This window comes from Variovorax sp. J31P179, assembly GCF_030316985.1.
Taxonomy (GTDB): domain Bacteria; phylum Pseudomonadota; class Gammaproteobacteria; order Burkholderiales; family Burkholderiaceae_C; genus Variovorax; species Variovorax ginsengisoli_B.
Genome location: NZ_JASZYL010000006.1, coordinates 252024 through 268394 on the forward strand (window position 1 = coordinate 252024; position 16371 = coordinate 268394).

17 protein-coding genes are annotated in these 16371 nt (G+C 70.6%); 2 read left to right on the plus strand and 15 right to left on the minus strand.

Going from position 1 to position 16371, the window contains the following annotated elements; genetic code table 11:
- The first annotated feature begins 7 nt into the window (after positions 1-7).
- Positions 8-1342 carry a tetratricopeptide repeat protein gene (locus QTI17_RS17625; protein WP_286534721.1) on the plus strand — a complete coding sequence of 445 codons (1335 nt, stop codon included), beginning with the start codon at positions 8-10 and terminating at the stop codon, positions 1340-1342.
- Here the strand turns inward: QTI17_RS17625 and glxR are convergent, their stop codons facing one another.
- The 8 genes from glxR to QTI17_RS17665 form a co-directional block, all read right to left on the minus strand.
- Positions 1343-2221 (minus strand): 2-hydroxy-3-oxopropionate reductase, encoded by an 879-nt coding sequence (gene glxR / locus QTI17_RS17630; RefSeq protein ID WP_286534722.1) that lies wholly within the window; start codon positions 2219-2221, stop codon positions 1343-1345. It lies immediately after the preceding gene.
- A gap of 13 nt (positions 2222-2234) precedes the next feature.
- Positions 2235-3023, minus strand: a complete 789-nt coding sequence (locus QTI17_RS17635) for an HpcH/HpaI aldolase family protein (protein WP_286534723.1) — start codon at positions 3021-3023, stop codon at positions 2235-2237.
- A gap of 195 nt (positions 3024-3218) precedes the next feature.
- Positions 3219-4550, minus strand: coding sequence for a glucarate dehydratase (gudD, locus tag QTI17_RS17640; protein WP_286534724.1), 1332 nt, complete (start codon positions 4548-4550; stop codon positions 3219-3221).
- Positions 4551-4560: 10 nt separating this feature from the next.
- Positions 4561-5520 (minus strand): Bug family tripartite tricarboxylate transporter substrate binding protein, encoded by a 960-nt coding sequence (locus QTI17_RS17645; protein WP_286534725.1) that lies wholly within the window; start codon positions 5518-5520, stop codon positions 4561-4563.
- A gap of 97 nt (positions 5521-5617) precedes the next feature.
- Positions 5618-6649 (minus strand): LacI family DNA-binding transcriptional regulator, encoded by a 1032-nt coding sequence (locus tag QTI17_RS17650; RefSeq protein ID WP_286534726.1) that lies wholly within the window; start codon positions 6647-6649, stop codon positions 5618-5620.
- Between the two features lie 27 nt (positions 6650-6676).
- Positions 6677-7495 carry a phytanoyl-CoA dioxygenase family protein gene (locus QTI17_RS17655; RefSeq protein WP_286534727.1) on the minus strand — a complete coding sequence of 273 codons (819 nt, stop codon included), beginning with the start codon at positions 7493-7495 and terminating at the stop codon, positions 6677-6679.
- Between the two features lie 35 nt (positions 7496-7530).
- Complete coding sequence (locus QTI17_RS17660) at positions 7531-8913, minus strand: amidase family protein (RefSeq protein WP_286534728.1); 1383 nt, start codon at positions 8911-8913, stop codon at positions 7531-7533.
- A 136-nt stretch (positions 8914-9049) separates the two neighbouring features.
- On the minus strand, positions 9050-9718 hold the full coding sequence (locus tag QTI17_RS17665) for a histidine phosphatase family protein (RefSeq protein WP_286534729.1): 669 nt from the start codon (positions 9716-9718) through the stop codon (positions 9050-9052).
- A 71-nt stretch (positions 9719-9789) separates the two neighbouring features.
- Here QTI17_RS17665 and QTI17_RS17670 point away from each other — a divergent pair, with 71 nt between their 5' ends.
- Entirely contained in the window at positions 9790-10500 is a 711-nt protein-coding gene (locus QTI17_RS17670; RefSeq protein ID WP_286534730.1) for an alpha/beta fold hydrolase, read from the plus strand.
- 86 nt (positions 10501-10586) lie between these two features.
- Here the strand turns inward: QTI17_RS17670 and pcp are convergent, their stop codons facing one another.
- The 7 genes from pcp to QTI17_RS17705 form a co-directional block, all read right to left on the minus strand.
- A complete protein-coding gene (pcp, locus tag QTI17_RS17675) occupies positions 10587-11234 on the minus strand; it encodes a pyroglutamyl-peptidase I (RefSeq protein WP_286534731.1) in 648 nt (215 codons plus the stop codon).
- Complete coding sequence (gene pxpA / locus QTI17_RS17680) at positions 11231-11968, minus strand: 5-oxoprolinase subunit PxpA (protein WP_286506060.1); 738 nt, start codon at positions 11966-11968, stop codon at positions 11231-11233. Before pxpA ends, pcp begins: the two co-directional genes overlap by 4 nt.
- Positions 11958-12998, minus strand: a complete 1041-nt coding sequence (locus QTI17_RS17685; RefSeq protein ID WP_286534732.1) for a 5-oxoprolinase subunit C family protein — start codon at positions 12996-12998, stop codon at positions 11958-11960. Before QTI17_RS17685 ends, pxpA begins: the two co-directional genes overlap by 11 nt.
- Positions 12998-13657, minus strand: coding sequence for a 5-oxoprolinase subunit PxpB (pxpB, locus tag QTI17_RS17690; protein WP_286534733.1), 660 nt, complete (start codon positions 13655-13657; stop codon positions 12998-13000). The genes QTI17_RS17685 and pxpB overlap by 1 nt, the downstream gene beginning before the upstream one ends.
- 126 nt (positions 13658-13783) lie before the next feature.
- Positions 13784-14287 (minus strand): pantetheine-phosphate adenylyltransferase, encoded by a 504-nt coding sequence (gene coaD / locus QTI17_RS17695; protein ID WP_286534734.1) that lies wholly within the window; start codon positions 14285-14287, stop codon positions 13784-13786.
- 45 nt (positions 14288-14332) lie between these two features.
- On the minus strand, positions 14333-14986 hold the full coding sequence (locus QTI17_RS17700) for an RsmD family RNA methyltransferase (RefSeq protein ID WP_286534735.1): 654 nt from the start codon (positions 14984-14986) through the stop codon (positions 14333-14335).
- A gap of 37 nt (positions 14987-15023) precedes the next feature.
- Positions 15024-16367, minus strand: a complete 1344-nt coding sequence (locus QTI17_RS17705) for a M16 family metallopeptidase (protein ID WP_286534736.1) — start codon at positions 16365-16367, stop codon at positions 15024-15026.
- Positions 16368-16371: the final 4 nt, after the last annotated feature.

Consider the following 16371-nt stretch of genomic DNA (forward strand, 5'->3'; position numbering starts at 1 on the left):
CGACGCCATGCGCAGCACCGACAGCCTCGGCAATCCGGTCACGCTGGAGGACGCGGCGAGCCTGCCGGCGGTCAATGCCTTCGTCGAGGGCTTCATCGCCTGCGAGGCCCGGGCGGTCGACACGCTGGCCGCCGCTCATGACCCGAGCCCGCTGGTGCAGGCCTACTGCGCCACCCTGCACCTGTTCGCCGAATCGAAGGATGCAGTGGCCAACGCGCGGCCCTTCCTCGAGCGCGCCCAGGCCGGCGCGTCGCGCGCCACGCCGCGCGAGCAGCGCTACATCGACGCGGTCGCCGCCTGGGCCGCGGGCGACATCGCGCGCGCGATCGCACTGCACCAGGAGCAGGCACTGGAGCATCCGCGCGACCTGGCCTCGCTCAAGCTCGGCCAGTACCACTGCTTCAACAGCGGCGACTGCCCCGGCATGCTGCGGCTCGCGCTGGCCGCGCTGCCGGCGGCCGGCGACGTCGCGTACCTGCACGGAATGGCCGCCTTCGGCTACGAGCAATGCCACCTGATGCGCGAGGCCGAGGCCAGCGCGCGCCGCGCGATCATGATGCGTCGCAAGGAGCCGTGGGCACACCACGCGCTCGGCCACGTGATGCTGACCGAGGGGCGCCTGGCCGAAGGGCTGGCCGTGATGCGCGCGCTCAGCGACACCTGGGTCGGGCTCAACTCCTTCATGGTCACGCACAACTGGTGGCACGTGGCGCTGTTCCTGATCGACCTCGGCCGTGACGCCGAGGCGCTCGAGGTCTACGACCGGGAGGTCTGGGGCGTGGTCAAGGACTACTCGCAGGACCAGATCGGCGCCGTGTCGTTGCTGGCGCGCTTCGAGCTTGCGGGCATTCCGGTCGAAGATCGCTGGCAGGACCTGGCCAACCACCTCGCGCGGCGCCTCGACGACCACGTGCTGCCCTTCCTGGACCTGCAATACCTCTACGGCCTGGCACGTGCGGGCCGGGACGAGGCCGACCTGCTGCTGCGCAACATCGAATCCTTCGCACCGCATGCGCCGCCTTCGAGCCGCGATGCCTGGCAGCGGGTCTGCGTGCCGGCGGCGCACGGGCTGCGCGCCCACGCCCGCGGCGACTTCGCGGCGGCGATCGATGGCCTGGGGCTGGCCCTGCCGCGGCTGGTCGAGATCGGCGGCAGCCATGCCCAGCGCGACCTGTTCGAGCAGGTGTACCTCGATGCGCTGGTGCGCCTCGGCACCGAGGCTTCGCTGGCCGGCGCCCAAGGCATCCTGCAGCAGCAGGTCAACCGCCAGCCGGAGTCGCTGCGCTTGAGAAAGCAGGCCGCCGCGGTCTGCGCACGGCTGGGCCTGCCCGCGTTCGGCTGATCAGCCCGCCGCCACCTCGTGCGCGGCCATCTGCTCCAGCGCCTTGACCAGCGCCGAATGGTCGAGCTGGTCCCAGCCATGGGCGGCGCAGGACTGCATCAGCTGCGCCGCCGAAGCGGTCTGGGGCAGCGACACGTCCATCTCCTTGGCACCGGCGAGCGCCAGGCTCAGGTCCTTCTGGTGCAGCGCGATGCGGAAGCCCGGATTGAAGGTGCGCTTGATCATCCGCTCGCCGTGCACCTCGAGGATGCGGCTGGCCGCGAAGCCGCCCATCAGTGCCTGCCGCACCTTGGCCGGGTCGGCGCCGGCCTTGCTCGCGAACAGCAGCGCCTCGCCGACCGCCGCGATGTTGAGCGCCACGATGATCTGGTTCGCGACCTTGGTGGTCTGGCCGTCGCCGTTGCCGCCGACCAGCGTGATGTTCTTGCCCATGGCCTCGAACAGCGGCCGGGCGCGCTCGAACACGGCCTCGTCGCCGCCCACCATGATCGTCAGGCTGCCCGCCTTGGCGCCGACTTCGCCGCCCGACACCGGCGCGTCGAGGTAGTCGCAGCCGAGTTCATTGATCTTCTTGGCGAAGCGCTTGGTCTCCATCGGCGCGATCGAGCTCATGTCGATCACGGTCTTGCCCTTGGAGAGGCCCGAGGCCACGCCGTCCTCGCCGAACAGCACCTGCTCGACGTCCGGCGTGTCGGGCAGCATCAGGATCACGACCTCGGCCGCGCGCGCGACCTCGGCGTTGGTCTTGCAGACGGTGGCGCCCTGCAGGGCGTCGGGCACCTTGCTGCGCGTGCGCACGACCATCTCGTGGCCGGCCTTCATGAGGTTCTGCGCCATCGGCGCGCCCATGATGCCGAGGCCGATGAATCCGATCTTCATGTGATGTTCCCTTTCAGTAGGTGGAGGAGCCGGGCGCGGCCGGTGCGGCGCGCATCTTGGAAAGCACTTGCTGCGAGCCGGCGGCCATCAGGCGCGCATCCGAGCTCACGGTGACGAACTGGAAGCCCTTGGCGATGCGCGCCAGTGCGCCCTCGGGCGTGCCGTTGTGGATGCCGGCCACCAGGCCGTGCGCCTTGGCGCGCTCGAGGATGTGGTCGATCGCCTGCGCCGCCGGCGGATCGACGTCGTCGAACACCGGCCGGCAGCCGAGCGCCAGCGAGAGGTCCGAGGGCCCGATGTAGACCGCGTCCAGGCCCTCGACCGACATGATGGCGTCGAGGTTCTCCAGCGCCTGCGCGGTCTCGATCATCGCGAAGGTGACGATGGTGTCGTTGGCATGCTGGGCGTAGTCGGCGCCGCTGTAGAGCAGCGCGCGCACCGGGCCGAAGCTGCGCGTGCCGCGCGGCGCGTAGTGGGTGTAGGCGACCAGCCTGGCGGCCTCGTCGGCGGTGCTGATCATCGGGCAGATGACGCCGTAGGCGCCGGCATCGAGCGTCTTCATCAGCGCGCTCGGGTCGAGCCAGGGCACGCGCACCACCGGCACCGTGTCGGTGGTGGAGATCGCCTGCAGCATCGGGATCATCGACTGGTAGTCGACCACGCCGTGCTGCAGGTCGATGGTCAGCGAATCCCAGCCCTGGTGGGCCATGGTCTCGGCCGAGAAGCCGTTGGGGATCGCGAGCCAGCCGTTGACTGCGGCGCCTCCCGATTTCCATAGTGTGCGCAGGCGGTTTTCTCTCATGAACAGCTCCTTCTAGTCAGTTGAGGACAGAGCAAAAACTGCTGCGCAGTTTCTTGGTCTGTCCCGCAAGGTCTCAGTCAGTCGAGGACAGAGCAAAACTGCTGCGCAGTTTCTTGGTCTGTCCCGCAAGGTCTCAGTCAGTCGAGGACAGAGCAAAAACTGCTGCGCAGTTTCTTGGTCTGTCCCGCAAAGTCTTCAACGATCGAAGGCCGGCCGCTTGGGATCGAATTTCCAGCCGGGAATGAGCGCCTGCATCGCCATCGCATCGTCGCGCGAGCCCAGGCCGTGCTGCTTGTACAACTGGTGCGCCTTCTCGACCTCGACCATGTCGAGCTCGACGCCCAGGCCCGGCTTCTTCGGCACCTGCACGTGGCCGCCGACGATCTGCAGCGGGTCTTTGGTGAGGCGCTGGCCGTCCTGCCAGATCCAATGCGTATCGATCGCCGTGACACGGCCCGGCGCGGCGGCGCCGACCTGGGTGAACATCGCCAGCGAGACATCGAAGTGGTTGTTCGAATGCGAGCCCCAGGTCAGGCCCCAGTCGCGGCAGGTCTGGGCCACGCGCACCGACCCGGCCATGGTCCAGAAATGCGGGTCGGCCAGCGGGATGTCCACCGACTGCAGCGCCAGGGCGTGGCTCATCTGGCGCCAGTCGGTGGCGATCATGTTGGTGGCGGTCGGCAGGCCGGTGGCGCGCCGGAACTCGGCCATCACCTCGCGGCCCGAGAAGCCTTCCTCGGCGCCGCAGGGGTCTTCGGCATAGGCGACCACGCCGCGCATCCGCTGGCCCAGGCGGATCGCATCCTTGAGCAGCCAGCCGCCGTTCGGGTCGAGCGTCACGCGCGCTTCGGGGAAGCGCTCGTGCAGCGCGACGATGGCATCGACCTCCTCGTCGCCGCGCAGCACGCCGCCCTTGAGCTTGAAGTCGTTGAAGCCGTACTTGTCGCGCGCCGCCTCGGCCAGCCGCACGATGGCCTCGGGCGTCATGGCCTTCTCGTGGCGCAGGCGGAACCAGTCGTTGTCGGCCTCGGGCTCGCGGGCGTAGGGCAGGTCGCTCTTGTCGCGGTCGCCGACATAGAACAGGTAGCCCAGCATCTCGACCGCGTCGCGCTGCTGCCCTTCGCCGAGCAGCGCCGCGACCGGCACGCCCAGGTGCTGGCCCAGCAGGTCGAGCAGCGCCGACTCGATCGCGGTCACGGCATGGATCGTGGTGCGCAGGTCGAAGGTCTGCAGGCCGCGGCCGCCGGCATCGCGGTCGGCGAACTGCTTTTGCACCTGCTGCATCACGCGCTGGGCGTTGCCGATCGACTGGCCAACCACCAGGTCGCGGGCGTCCTCGAGGGTCTGGCGGATCTTCTCGCCGCCAGGGACTTCACCGACGCCGGTGCGGCCGGCGTTGTCGCTGAGGATCAGCAGGTTGCGGGTGAAGAAGGGGCCGTGGGCGCCGCTCAGGTTGAGCAGCATGCTGTCGCGGCCGGCGACCGGGATCACGCGCAAATCGGTGACGAGGGGAGTGGAGTGGGACATGGCGGGTCTCTCAGTCGATAGTGATCTTGCCTGTCTCGATCACTTTCTTCCAGCGGGCGGACTCCTGCTGCTGGAACTTGGCGAACTGCTCGGGCGTGTTGGCGACCACCTCCAGGCCGATGGCGGTGAACTGCTGCTTCACGGCGGGGTCGTTCAGCGCCGCGGTCATCGCATCATGCGCCTTGCTGCGCAGCGCCGGCGGCAGGCCCTTGGGCGCGACGATCGCCTGCCACGAATACACCTCGAGGTTCTTGACGCCGGCCTCGGCCGTGGTCGGCACGTCGGGCAGTACCGGCGAACGCTTGTCGCCGGTGACCGCGAGCGCCCGCAGCTTGCCGGCGTTGATGTTCTGCACCACCGCGTTGACGTTTTGGAACGAGGCATCGACCTGGCCGCCGAGCAGGTCGGTGATCGCCGGCGCGCCGCCCTTGTAGGGGACATGGAGGCCCTGGGTGCCGGTCTGCTGCCAGAACAGTTCGGCCGTGAGATGGTCGCTGGAGCCGTTGCCCGACGACGCGAAGGTCATCTTGCCGGGATGCGCCTTCAGGTTGGCGATCACCTCGGCCACCGTCTTGAACGGCGACTTGGCGGGGACCACCAGCACGTTGGGCGCCTGCACCGCCACCGTGATCGGGTCGAAATCCTTCAGGGCGTCGTACTGCATGCCCTTGATCAGGTGCGGCGCGATCACCAGCGGGCCCAGGGAGGTCACGAGGAAGGTGGCGCCGTCGGGCGTAGCCCGCTTCACGAAGGTGGCGCCGATGGTGCCGGTGGCCCCGGCCTTGTTGTCGACCAGGAAGGACTGGCCCAGCTTCTCGCCGAGCCGGGGCGAGATGGCACGCGCCACCATGTCGGTCGATCCGCCGGCCGGGAACGGGACCACCAGCGTCACGGGTTTCTGGGGCCAGTCCTGGGCCTGGGCGCCGAGGGCCGCGAGGCCGAGCGCGAGGGTGCCGAGCAATCGTTTCATGTCTGTCTCCTGCGGATGAATGGAAATGGTAGCGCTACCTTCAGATGCCGAATGATAGCGCTACCTATCCGAAACACCCACTAGGGGTTTGTACCGATCAGGCGCTCTCCCGCTCGATGATCGAGAAGCCGATGTCCACCACCCGCGGGCCGCGCTGGCCGCCTTCGGCCCGCTCGACGATGAACTGCGCCGCCTGCCGGCCGATGGCTGTGCCGTCGATCCGCACCGTGGTCAGGGCCGGGTGGAGATCGGCGGCGAACTCGAGGTCGCCGAATCCGACCACCGCCAGCTGCCCGGGCACCGCGATGCCGCGCGCCTGCGCCTCGGTCATGACGCCGAGCGCGAGCAGGTCCGAGCTGCAGAACACGGCGTCGATGCCCGGCGCGTCGCGCAGCAGCTCGGCCAGCGCCGCGCGGCCGCTCTTGAGGGTGGTCGGGGCCGGCACCCGCACCACGGCCACCTCGGGCAGGCCGATGGCCCGCGCGGTGTCCTGGAAGGCCTGCAGCCGGCGGAACGCGCGCTCGTCGTCGCCGGCGATCGCCGCCAGCCGGCGCCGGCCGCGGACATGGAGGAACTCGGCCACCGCGCGGCCGACCGCGGGATGCGAGAAGCCGACCAGCATGTCGAGCGGCGTCGGCGTCAGGTCCCAGGTCTCGACCACCGGGATGCCGGCCGCCAGCAGGCGCTTGCGGCCCTCGGTCGAATGCATGATGCCGGTCAGCACGATGCCGTCGGGTCGGCGGCCGATGATGGTCTCGAGCAGCGCGTCCTCGCGCGAATCGACGTAGCCGCTCTGGCCCAGCATCAACTGGTAGCCGCGCTCGGCCAGCGCCTGGGTCAGCGCCTGGACCGTCTGCAGGAACACCGGGCCGGCGATGGTCGGCACCACCGCCGCCACCAGCCGGCTGCGGGTGGACGCCAGCCCGCCGGCCAGCACGTTGCGCACGTAGCCGGTGCGCTCGACGGCCGCGGTGACCTTCTGCAACACCTCGGCCGACACCTGCCGGGGACTGCTCAGCGCGCGCGAAGCCGTGATCGGCGCGACGCCGGCGAGCTTGGCGACATCGTGCAGCGTGACCGCGCCGCTGCCGCGGCGGGCCCGTCGAACCGGAGGCTCCTCATTGCTCATGGCCCGGATTCTAGGCCCGCGGTAGCGCTACCGATCCAGCCCCATCGCCCGGTGCCCGATCTCGAAATCGTTGCGGCCGCTGCGGTCGGTGCCGCGCAGCAGCCACAGCGGGCGGCGGGCGAAATCGACCGCCACGCCGCTCTTGCCGTCGACCGGCCGCAGATCGCGCTGGAACACCGAGGTCGCGGGCATGTAGCGCAGGGCGACGCCGGTTCGGCGTTTCGCGGAGGTGTTGGCCTGGGCGCCGTGAATCATGTAGACGTCGTGCAGCGACATCTGGCCCGGCTGCAGTTCGAGGTCGACCGCCGAGGCCTCGTCGAAGCTGCCCGCCGCCAGGCGCTGGTTGAGGGTCAGGTCGGTGCGATCTTCATGCAGGTGCTCGTGCAGCACCTGGCCACGGTGCGAGCGGGGGATGACGCGCAGGCAGCCGTTCTCGACCGTCGACGCTTCAAGTGCAACCCAGACCGTGCAGTTGGCCAGCGGCCGGATCGGCCAGTAGTGGCCGTCCTGGTGCCAGGGGGTCTCGTAGCCTTCGGCGGCCGGCTTGCAGAACACGTGGCAGCCCCAGAGGATCACGTCGTCGCCGATCACGCCCGACACCAGTTCGACGATCTCGGGGTCCATCGCCAGTTCGAGAAAGCGCCGGCTGCCGCGCACGCCCTCGCCGTTGTCGCCCTCGACATGTGCCGAGACCAGCTTCTCGGGACGCACGCCGGGGTTGTTGCGGATCAGTTCGTCGAGCGCCTCGCGCATCGTCGCGACCCGCGCCTCGGGCAGCCGGAACTGCGGGATCACCCAGCCTTCGGACTGGTACTGCGCGATCTCTCGTGCGGACAGTTGCGCCATGTGTGCACCTCGTGGAGGCGCCCATTATGGGCAGTTCAGCCGTCGTAGCCAGGCGGCGGGACGAAGCCGCCGAAGGCGCGCTCCACGGCCTCGGCGAAGGCGATGGTCGTGCGGTCCTCCAGGTACGGGCCGATGATCTGCATGCCGACCGGCAGCCCCTCCTCGCTCAGGCCGATCGGCATCGCGGTCGCGGGCAGCCCGGTCAGCGTCGCCAGGCTCGACCAGGGCGACTGGTCCTTGTAGGCGATCTCGTGGTCGTCGATCCGCAGCCGCCGGGTCTCCATCTCGCCCGGATCGTGCGGGAAGGCCGGCGTCGGCGACACCGGGCACAGCACCACGTCCCACTGGGCGAACAAGGCGCGCCACCGGTGCGCCGTGGCGGCACGCATGCGGTCGGCATGAATCCAGTCGCGATGGCTGATCCCCGCTTCGGCGCCCGGCATGTCCGCACCGAGCTGGGCCCACAAGAGCTGGCCCCAGAGCGACGCCACCCGCGCCAGGTCGGGCAGCAGCGGGCTGCCGCGCTCGACCCGGCAGCCGGCGCGCGCCAGGCCGTCGGCCAGACGCTGCAAGGCCGAACGGACCGCCGCGGAGGTCGGCACCAGCGGATGGGTGTCGAGCAACAGCACGCGGAAATCCGCCAGCGCGGCATGGCGCGACGGCGGCAGCGCCAGCCGGTAGGCGATCGCCTGCGCATCGTCCGGGCCGGCGATGGCGTCGAGCGCCAGCGCCAGGTCGGCGGGGCTGCGCGCCATCGGGCCGACCACCGCGAGGTCGACCCAGGGGTCGGCCGACAGGGCCGGCGTGCCCGGCGGCGCGCTGCCGCGCATCGGCACCAGGCCGTGCGTGGGCTTGTGCGCGAAGACGCCGCAGAAATGGGCCGGCACGCGCAGCGAGCCGACCAGGTCGGAACCGAACTCGAGCGACACGTAGCCCGCCGCCAGCGCTGCCGCACCGCCCCCCGACGAGCCGCCGGGCGTGCGCGCCAGGTCCCAGGGATTGTTGGTGCGGCCGTAGACCGGATTGCTCGACTGCCAGTCCGCCAGCTGCATCGCCACGTTGGTCTTGCCGATGACGATGGCGCCGGCCGCCTTGAGCCGGCGCACCAGCACCGCGTCCTCGGCCGCGGGCGGCTGCCCGGTGCCGGGGATGCCCCAGGTGGTCGGCAGGCCCTCGACGTTGAAGGCCTCCTTGACCGTGACCGGTACGCCCAGCAGCGGGCGGCGATCGCCCCGCGCCAGCGCGGCATCGGCGGCCAGCGCGGCCACGCGGGCACGCTCGAAATCGCGCACTGCGACGGCATTGAGCGCCGGGTCGAACTGTTTGATTCGCTCGATGGAATCCGCCAGGAGGGCGGCGGCGGAGGTCTTGCCGGATTGGAGGGCTGCGACTAGTTCGCGGGTGGTCGCGTAGGGCATGGGGGCGGGCTCCTCTAGTCAGTTGAGGACAGAGCAAAAACTGCTGCGCAGTTTCTTGGTCTGTCCCACAAGGTCTCACGAGGTCGAGGACAGAGCAAAAACTGCTGCGCAGTTTCTTGGTCTGTCCCGCAAGGTCTCAGGAATGCCGCCGCTGGTCGTACGTAGGCTGCTCCGGCAGGTCCGCCAGATGCCGCGTATCGGCCCAGTCGACGATCTCGATCTGGTCGGGCTTCGCGGCCTCGGCGATGCGGATTCGGTTGAAGCCGGCATTGGGAATGTCGCTCTGGCGCGGCCCGTTGAGTCCCAGCCCGCGCGCGGTGCGCCAGACCATGTCGAGCACGCCGCCGTGGGTGACCACCAAGAGCCGCTGCCCCGTGTTGGCGGTCGCGATGCGGCCCAGCGCCTCGATGATGCGGGCGTGGAACTGGCGCGGCGATTCGCCTTCGGGCATCGCATGGTCCTCGCTGAACTTCAGCCAGTCCTCCCAGGCGCGCGGATGCCGGGCCTGGATCTCGTCGGCGCGCATCCCCTCGACGATGCCGAAGTTCTGCTCGCGCAGCGAGACGGTGGTGAGGATCTCGAGCCCGAGCTGCCGCGCGGCCGGCGCCGCGGTCTGCTGCGCCCGCATCAGGTCGCTGCTGATCAGCTGCTGCACCGGTTCGCCGGCCAGGCGCAGCCCGAGGCGGCGCGCCTGCTCGTGACCCATGTCGTTGAGGGGCACGTCGATGTGGCCCTGGAAACGCAGCTCGCGGTTCCAGTCGGTCTCGCCGTGGCGGATCAGGATGAGTTCGGTGGGAGTGGACATAGGCAGGGTCTATTCTCCCCGCAGCCGGTGTCAGGCACGCGACCGTTCGCGGCTTCACCGAGAATCCGGGCATGCCAAGCCTCGTGTTGCTCCCCGGACTCGCCTGCGACGAACGCCTCTGGGAGGCCCAGCGGCCGGTCCTGCCCCCGGCGCTCGATGTCCGCGTGAGCGACGCCCACATGCGCTGCGACCGCATCGAGACCATGGCCGCCGCCGTGCTGGCCGACCACCCGGGCTCGCTGATCCTCTGCGGAGCCTCGATGGGCGGCATGGTCGCGATGGAGGTCGCCCGGCAGGCGCCCGCGCGCATCGCCGGGCTGGCCCTGCTCGGCACCAACGCGCGCGCCGAAACGCCCGAGATGTTCGAACTGCGGCGTTCGGCGATCGAGCTGTTCGAGAACGGCGAGGCCCGCGACGTGATCGAGCTGAACGCCGGCTTCGCCTTCCACAGCTCGCGCGGCGGCGATGCCCCCCTGCTGCGGCGCTACGTCGAACTGGTGCTCGATGCCGGCGCGGCGCAGCTGGTGCGGCAGAACCGGGCCCTGATGGCGCGCCCGGACGCCCGCCCCCACCTGCCCTCGCTGCGCTGTCCGGTGCTGGTGATGTGCGGCGACGGTGATCGCCTGACGCCGCCCGAGTGCTCGAGCGAGATCGCGAGCCTGGTGCCGCAGGCCGAGCTGGTCTGGGTCCCGCAATGCGGCCACATGCTCACGATGGAGCGGCCGGAGCTGGTCAACGCCACGCTGGGGCCCTGGCTGCAGCGCCTGCTGGTCGCGCCATAGGTCCGTTGTTCGGAGTGGGCTCACGCCGACGGTTCATCCTCGGCAGCACCGCACGGCACGCACCCCCGGACTTTCGGAAACCGCGATCAGTGCAGTTGGCCGCCGGTCTCGCGGATGTCCTCGCCGACCGCGAGCGACGTGGCGATCGCGACGCGCAGCGCGGCGACCATGGTGGCCAGCGCCATGCTCGGCTGCCCCGGCAGTCGCGCCACCTGCTCGGGCAGGTACGGGACGTGAATGAAGCCAGCCCGCATGCCGGGCACCGGGCGGGTCGCGGCCCGGTGCATCAACCCGAAGAACAGGTGGTTGCAGACGAAGGTGCCGGCGCTGTTCGACACTGCGGCCGGGATGCCCGCGGCCCGCAGGTCGCGCACCATGGCCTTGATCGGCAAGGTCGAGAAGTAGGCCGCGGGCGCGCCCGCCACCACCGGTTGGTCGATCGGCTGGTGGCCGACGTTGTCGCCGATGCGGCCGTCGTCGACATTGATCGCCACCCGTTCGGGCGTGAACTCGCTGCGGCCGCCGGCCTGGCCGACGGCGAGCACCAGCTGCGGCTGCAGTTCGTCGATCGCCGCGTCGAGCGCCCGCAGCGCGGCACCGAATACGCAGGGGATGCGGCGCGCATGCACCACGACAGCGCCCTGGCGCCAGCCGTCGAGCGCGCGCACGGCCTCCCAGGACGGATTGACCGTCTCCCGGTCAAAGGGCTCGAAGCCGGTCAGCAGGACGTTCACGTCGCCGCGACCGCGATGCCTTCGGCCGCCAGCCGCTCGCGGATGCGGCGCGCGAAGGCCAGCGCATGCGGGCCGTCGCCATGCAGGCAGACCGTCTGCGCATTCACCGCCACCAGGCTGCCGTCGATGGCGCGCACCTGCCGGTCGCGCACCAGCGACAGGGTCTGGGCCAGCGAGGCTTCTTCGTCGTCGATCAGGGCGCCCGGCTGGCTGCGCGGCACCAGGCTGCCGTCTGGCATGTAGCCGCGGTCTGCGAAGACCTCCTCGACCGGCCGCAGGCCGGCGCGCTCGGCGGCGCCGATCATGCCGCTGCCGGCCAGCCCGAAATAGCGCAGCGAGGGATCGAAGCGGCGCACGGCCTCGCAGATCGCCTCGGCCAGCGCCGGCTCTTTGACCGCCTGGTTGTAGAGCGCGCCGTGTGGCTTGACGTGGGCCAGCCGGCCGCCTTCGGCCTTGACGATCGCGGCCAGCGCGCCGATCTGATAGAGCACGCCGGCGACGATCTCCTCGGGCGGCAGGTGCATGGTGCTGCGGCCGAAGTTCTCGCGGTCCGGGAAGCTCGGGTGGGCGCCGATCGCGACGCCGTTGGCGATCGCCCAGCGCACGCACTGCTGCATGGTGCGGGCGTCGCCGGCGTGCCAGCCGCAGGCGATGTTGGCCGAGCTCACCAGCCCGAGCAGGGCCTCGTCGTTGTCGCATCCCTCGCCGAGGTCGGCGTTGAGGTCAATCTGCATCGCTTTCTCCTTGGGGAGGATTCTGCGCCGGTGCGATCCACCCCGCCGACGCCAGGCCTTGCGCCACCTGCGAGAGATAGCGCCGGCGCTCGTCCCAGGCCGCCAGCGCCTGTGCCGAATCGACCTGCTGCAGCCGCAGCCGGCCATTGAGCGGCGCCTGCGCCAGCTTCCAGAGGTCGGCGCGGATCACCACGCCGATGCGCGGATAGCCGCCGGTGGTCTGGGCATCGCCCATCAGGATGATCGGCTGGCCCGCGGGCGGCACCTGGATCGTCCCCGGGATCACGCCCGAAGACAGCATGTCGACGGCGCGCCGGCGCTTGAGCTCGAAGCCCTCGAGCCGGCTCCCCATGCGGTTGCTCTGCGGCGTGAGGCGCCAGGACCCGCCCCACAGCGCCTCGCGCGACGCGATCGTGAACTGCTCGAACTCGGGGCCGGGCATCACCCGCAGCACGGTCGCGCCGTCGCTGCCGCGGCCCGGATCGGGGCTGCGCACGCCGAAGGGCCGCCGCGCCAGCTGCTGCGCGTCCAGTGCCGTCGTGCCGAGCGCCAGCTTGTCGCCCTTCTTGAGGGCCCGACCGTGGTGGCCGCCGAAACCGGCCTTGAGGTCGGTGCTGCGCGAGCCGAGGATCACCGGGACATCGATCCCGCCGGCCACCGCCAGCCAGCTGCGCAGCCCGGCCTTCAGTGCCGACCGGTTGGCGCCGGCCAGCTTGAGCACCTGCCCCGCGGCCACTGGCAGGCTCCAGCACGGCCACAGCGGCACGCCGTCGAGCGTGGCGCCGAAGTCGTCGCCGGCCAGCGCGATGCGGGTCGGGACCTCGAAGCGAATCTCGCAGCCGCCCATCGTGAGTTCGAGGCCGGCGGCGCCGTCGGGGTTGCCGGCCAGCCGGTTGGCGAGGGTCAGGGCCAGCGTGTCGAGCGCGCCGCCCGGGCAGATGCCGAGCTGGCGGTGCCCCGGACGCCCGAGGTCCTGCACCGAGGCCAGCATGCCCGGTCGCAGGACCGTGAGCCCGGAAGCGCCCGTCATCAGGCTTCCATGCTTTCGACCACGAAACGCACCTGGTCGCCCGGCCGCAGGCGGGTCGGCTCGGCCGCGCCCGGATCGAACATCTCCAGCGAGGTGCGGCCGATCAGCTGCCAGCCGCCCGGCGAGACCAGCGGGTAGATGCCGGTCTGCTCGCCGCCGATGCCCACCGAACGCGCCGGCACGGCCAGGCGCGGCTCCTTGCGCCGCGGCGTCGCCAGCTCCGGCGGCAGGCCGCCCATGAAGGCGAAGCCCGGCAGGAAGCCGAGCAGGTACACCACGTAATGACCCGCGCTGTGCCGCTTCACGACCTCGGCCGGCGACAGGCCGGTGTGGCGGGCGACCTCGGCCAGGTCGGGGCCGGACTCGCCGCCATAGGCGACCGGAATCTCGACCTGCCTGCCCTGGATGCCGGCCGCGGCCAGTTGCGGCCAGGCCGACAGCACCTGCATCTCGAGTTCGACGACATCGATCTGCGCCGGATCGAACAGCAGGCTCAGGTTGTTCATGCCCGGCAGCACCTCCTGCACGCCGCGCCACTGCATCGCTTCCGCGGCCAGTGCCCAGATGCGCTGCTGCTGGACCAGCGTCGCCGGCGCCGGCAGCTCGCACAGCAAGGCGGCCTCGCCCAGAGAATGCAGCCGAAGCGGCTGGGGGGTCAAACGGCAACCTCCGTGCTTCGCACTGCGGTGCGAGCCCCCTTCGGAGCGGCCGGGCGGGGGCTCATTTGAAAACCTCCGTGCTTCGCACTGCGGTGCGAGCCCCCTTCGGAGCGGCCGGGCGGGGGCTCATTCGCGCACGAGGCCGCGGACCTTGGCGAGCAGGCTGTCCTGGACGTTGGGCGAGACGAATTTGTCGACTTCGCCGCCCAGCATCGCGATCTCGCGAACGAAGGTGCTGGAAATGAACTGGTACTTGTCGCTCGGCGTCAGGAACACGGTCTCGACCTCGGGCATGAGCGAACGGTTCATGCCGGCCAGCTGGAACTCGTAGTCGAAGTCGGTCACGGCGCGCAGGCCGCGCACCATCGCCTTGCCGCCGCGGGCGACCACGAAATCGCGCAGCAGGCCCGAGAAGCTCTCGACCGTGACCTGGTCGCTGTAGGGCTTGACGGCGTCGCTCGCCATGTCGATGCGCTCCTGCAGCGTGAACAAGGCCTTTTTGTGGTGTCCCGCTGCCACCGCGACGATGACCCGCGAAAACAGCTGGGTCGCGCGCCGCACCACGTCCTCGTGACCGAGCGTCATGGGGTCGAAGGTGCCGGGATATACGGCGATCACGTTGCTGGACATGCTTCTTTCCTCCTGATTCGGCCGCCGTCGGCCAGGTTCGGCGGATTATGCAGCGGGGCTTGCCGCGGCCTGCAGAAGGTGGGCGTGCACGGCGCCGGCCTTCAGGTAGCGGAAGACCGAAAGGCCGAGCGCGGCGAGCTCGTCGTCGCTCCAGCGCCGGGCGGCCTCCAGGTAGACCACGCCCTCGGGCCGCAGAGCCCGCAGGGCCGCACGCAGGGCCGGCTCGTACAAGGCGGGGTTCTCGAACGGCGGGTCCAGGAACACCGCATGCAGGCTCCCGGCCGGCACCCGCTCGAGCGCCGTGACGCCGTTGCCGCGCTCGACGCGCACGGCGTCGGCGCCGAGCTTGGCCTTCAGGCCCTGGAGCTGGGCGACCAGGGTCGGGTCCTGCTCGCACAGCAGCACCGAGGCGGCGCCGCGCGAGGCGGCTTCGAGGCCGATCGCGCCGGTGCCGGCGAAGGCATCGACGCACTGCCAGCCGGGCAGCTCGCCGCCGCCGACGCCGGCCAGGCTGGCGAGCCAATTGAAGAGGGTTTCGCGCACCCGGTCGGGAGTCGGGCGCAGGCCGGGCTTGTCGGCGACCGCGAGGCGGGTTCGCTTCCACTGGCCGCCGATGATGCGGACGAAATGCGGTGCCTTGGCGAGTTTGGCCGGCTTGGCCGGTGCCGCGGGGGCGGGTGTTCGGGACTTTGGTTTCACACCCGGGAGCTTAACGGCAGCCGCCTGCACCGGGCCTTCAAGGTTGCCCGCCCACCACCACCGTCACCATCTTCTCCGGCTGGAGCTTGCGCGCGAAGGCCGCCTTGACGTCGGCCACGGTGATCGCGTTCACGCGCGCGGTCCAGGTCTCGAGGTAGTCGAGCGGCAGGTCGTTCCAGGCGATGTTGGCGACGTTGCCGAGCAGCTTCCGGTTGCTGTCCAGCAGCAGCGGAAAGCCGCCGATCAGGTTGTCTTTCGCGGCCTTGAGCTCGGCCTCGGTCGGGCCGTCGGCGACGAACTTCGCCAGTACGTCCTTCGAGACCTTGACGGCTTCATCGGCCTGGTCGGGCCGGGTCTGGAAACCGATGCGGAAGGCGCCCGCATGCAGGCCCGGCGAGAAGCCGCTGTAGACGCTGTAGGCCAGCCCGCGTTTCTCGCGCACCTGCTCGGTCAGGCGCGAGACGAAGCCACCGCCGCCGAGCACGTAGTTGCCGAGCGTGAGCGCGAAGTGGTCGGGGTCGGCGCGCCGATAGCCGGGCTGGCCGATCAGCACATGGGCCTGGGCCGAATCGAAAGGGATGCGATCGTCCTTGGGCGCCGCCAGCGGCTGCACTTCGGGCACCGCCGGCAGCGCGGCGCAAGCGCCCCCGGCGGGCAGCCGCGACAGCAGCGTGGCGGCGATGCCGTCGGCCTGCGCCCGCGTGACGGCGCCGACGATGCTGATCTTGGCGCGGCAGGGCACGATCAGCTGCGCATAGCGCGCACGCATCGCGGCGACGTCGATCTGAGCCAGCGTGGCCTCGGTGGTCTCCAGGCCGTAGGGATGGCTGCCGTAGACGCCCTGCGAAAAGGCCCGCTCGACCCGGGTGGCGGGCTTGGTGTTGGCTTCCCGGATCGAGGCCCCGATGCGCTCGCGCTCACGCTTCCAGACGTCCTCGGGGAAGGCCGGCTCGCCGATCTCGCGCGCGGCCAGGCGCACCGCCTTGTCGAGCAGCACCGGATCGGACAGCGTGCGCAAGGTGAAGCTGGTGCGGTCGGAGCCGGCACCGGCGTCGAAATTGGCGCCGAGATCAGCCCAGGCTTCGCCCAACGCGTTCTGGTCCAAGGCGGGGTCGCTGCCGTTCGCACGAATGCCTTTCTCGACCATCCCTGCGGTCATCGAGGCCAGGCCGGCCTGGGCCGGAGGGTCGCGCCGCCCACCGGCGTCGAAGTCGACCTGGACATCGACGATCGGCAGCGCGTTGGTGGCGGCCAGGTAGACCTTGGCACCGTTCGCGAGGCTCCAGTGCTGGATCGGAATGGCGGCCTGGGCGGCGGCGCCGATGAAAAGCGCGGCGCCGGCCAGCAGGCTGCGCAGCGCGAACTGTCGTGTGTCAAACATGGGG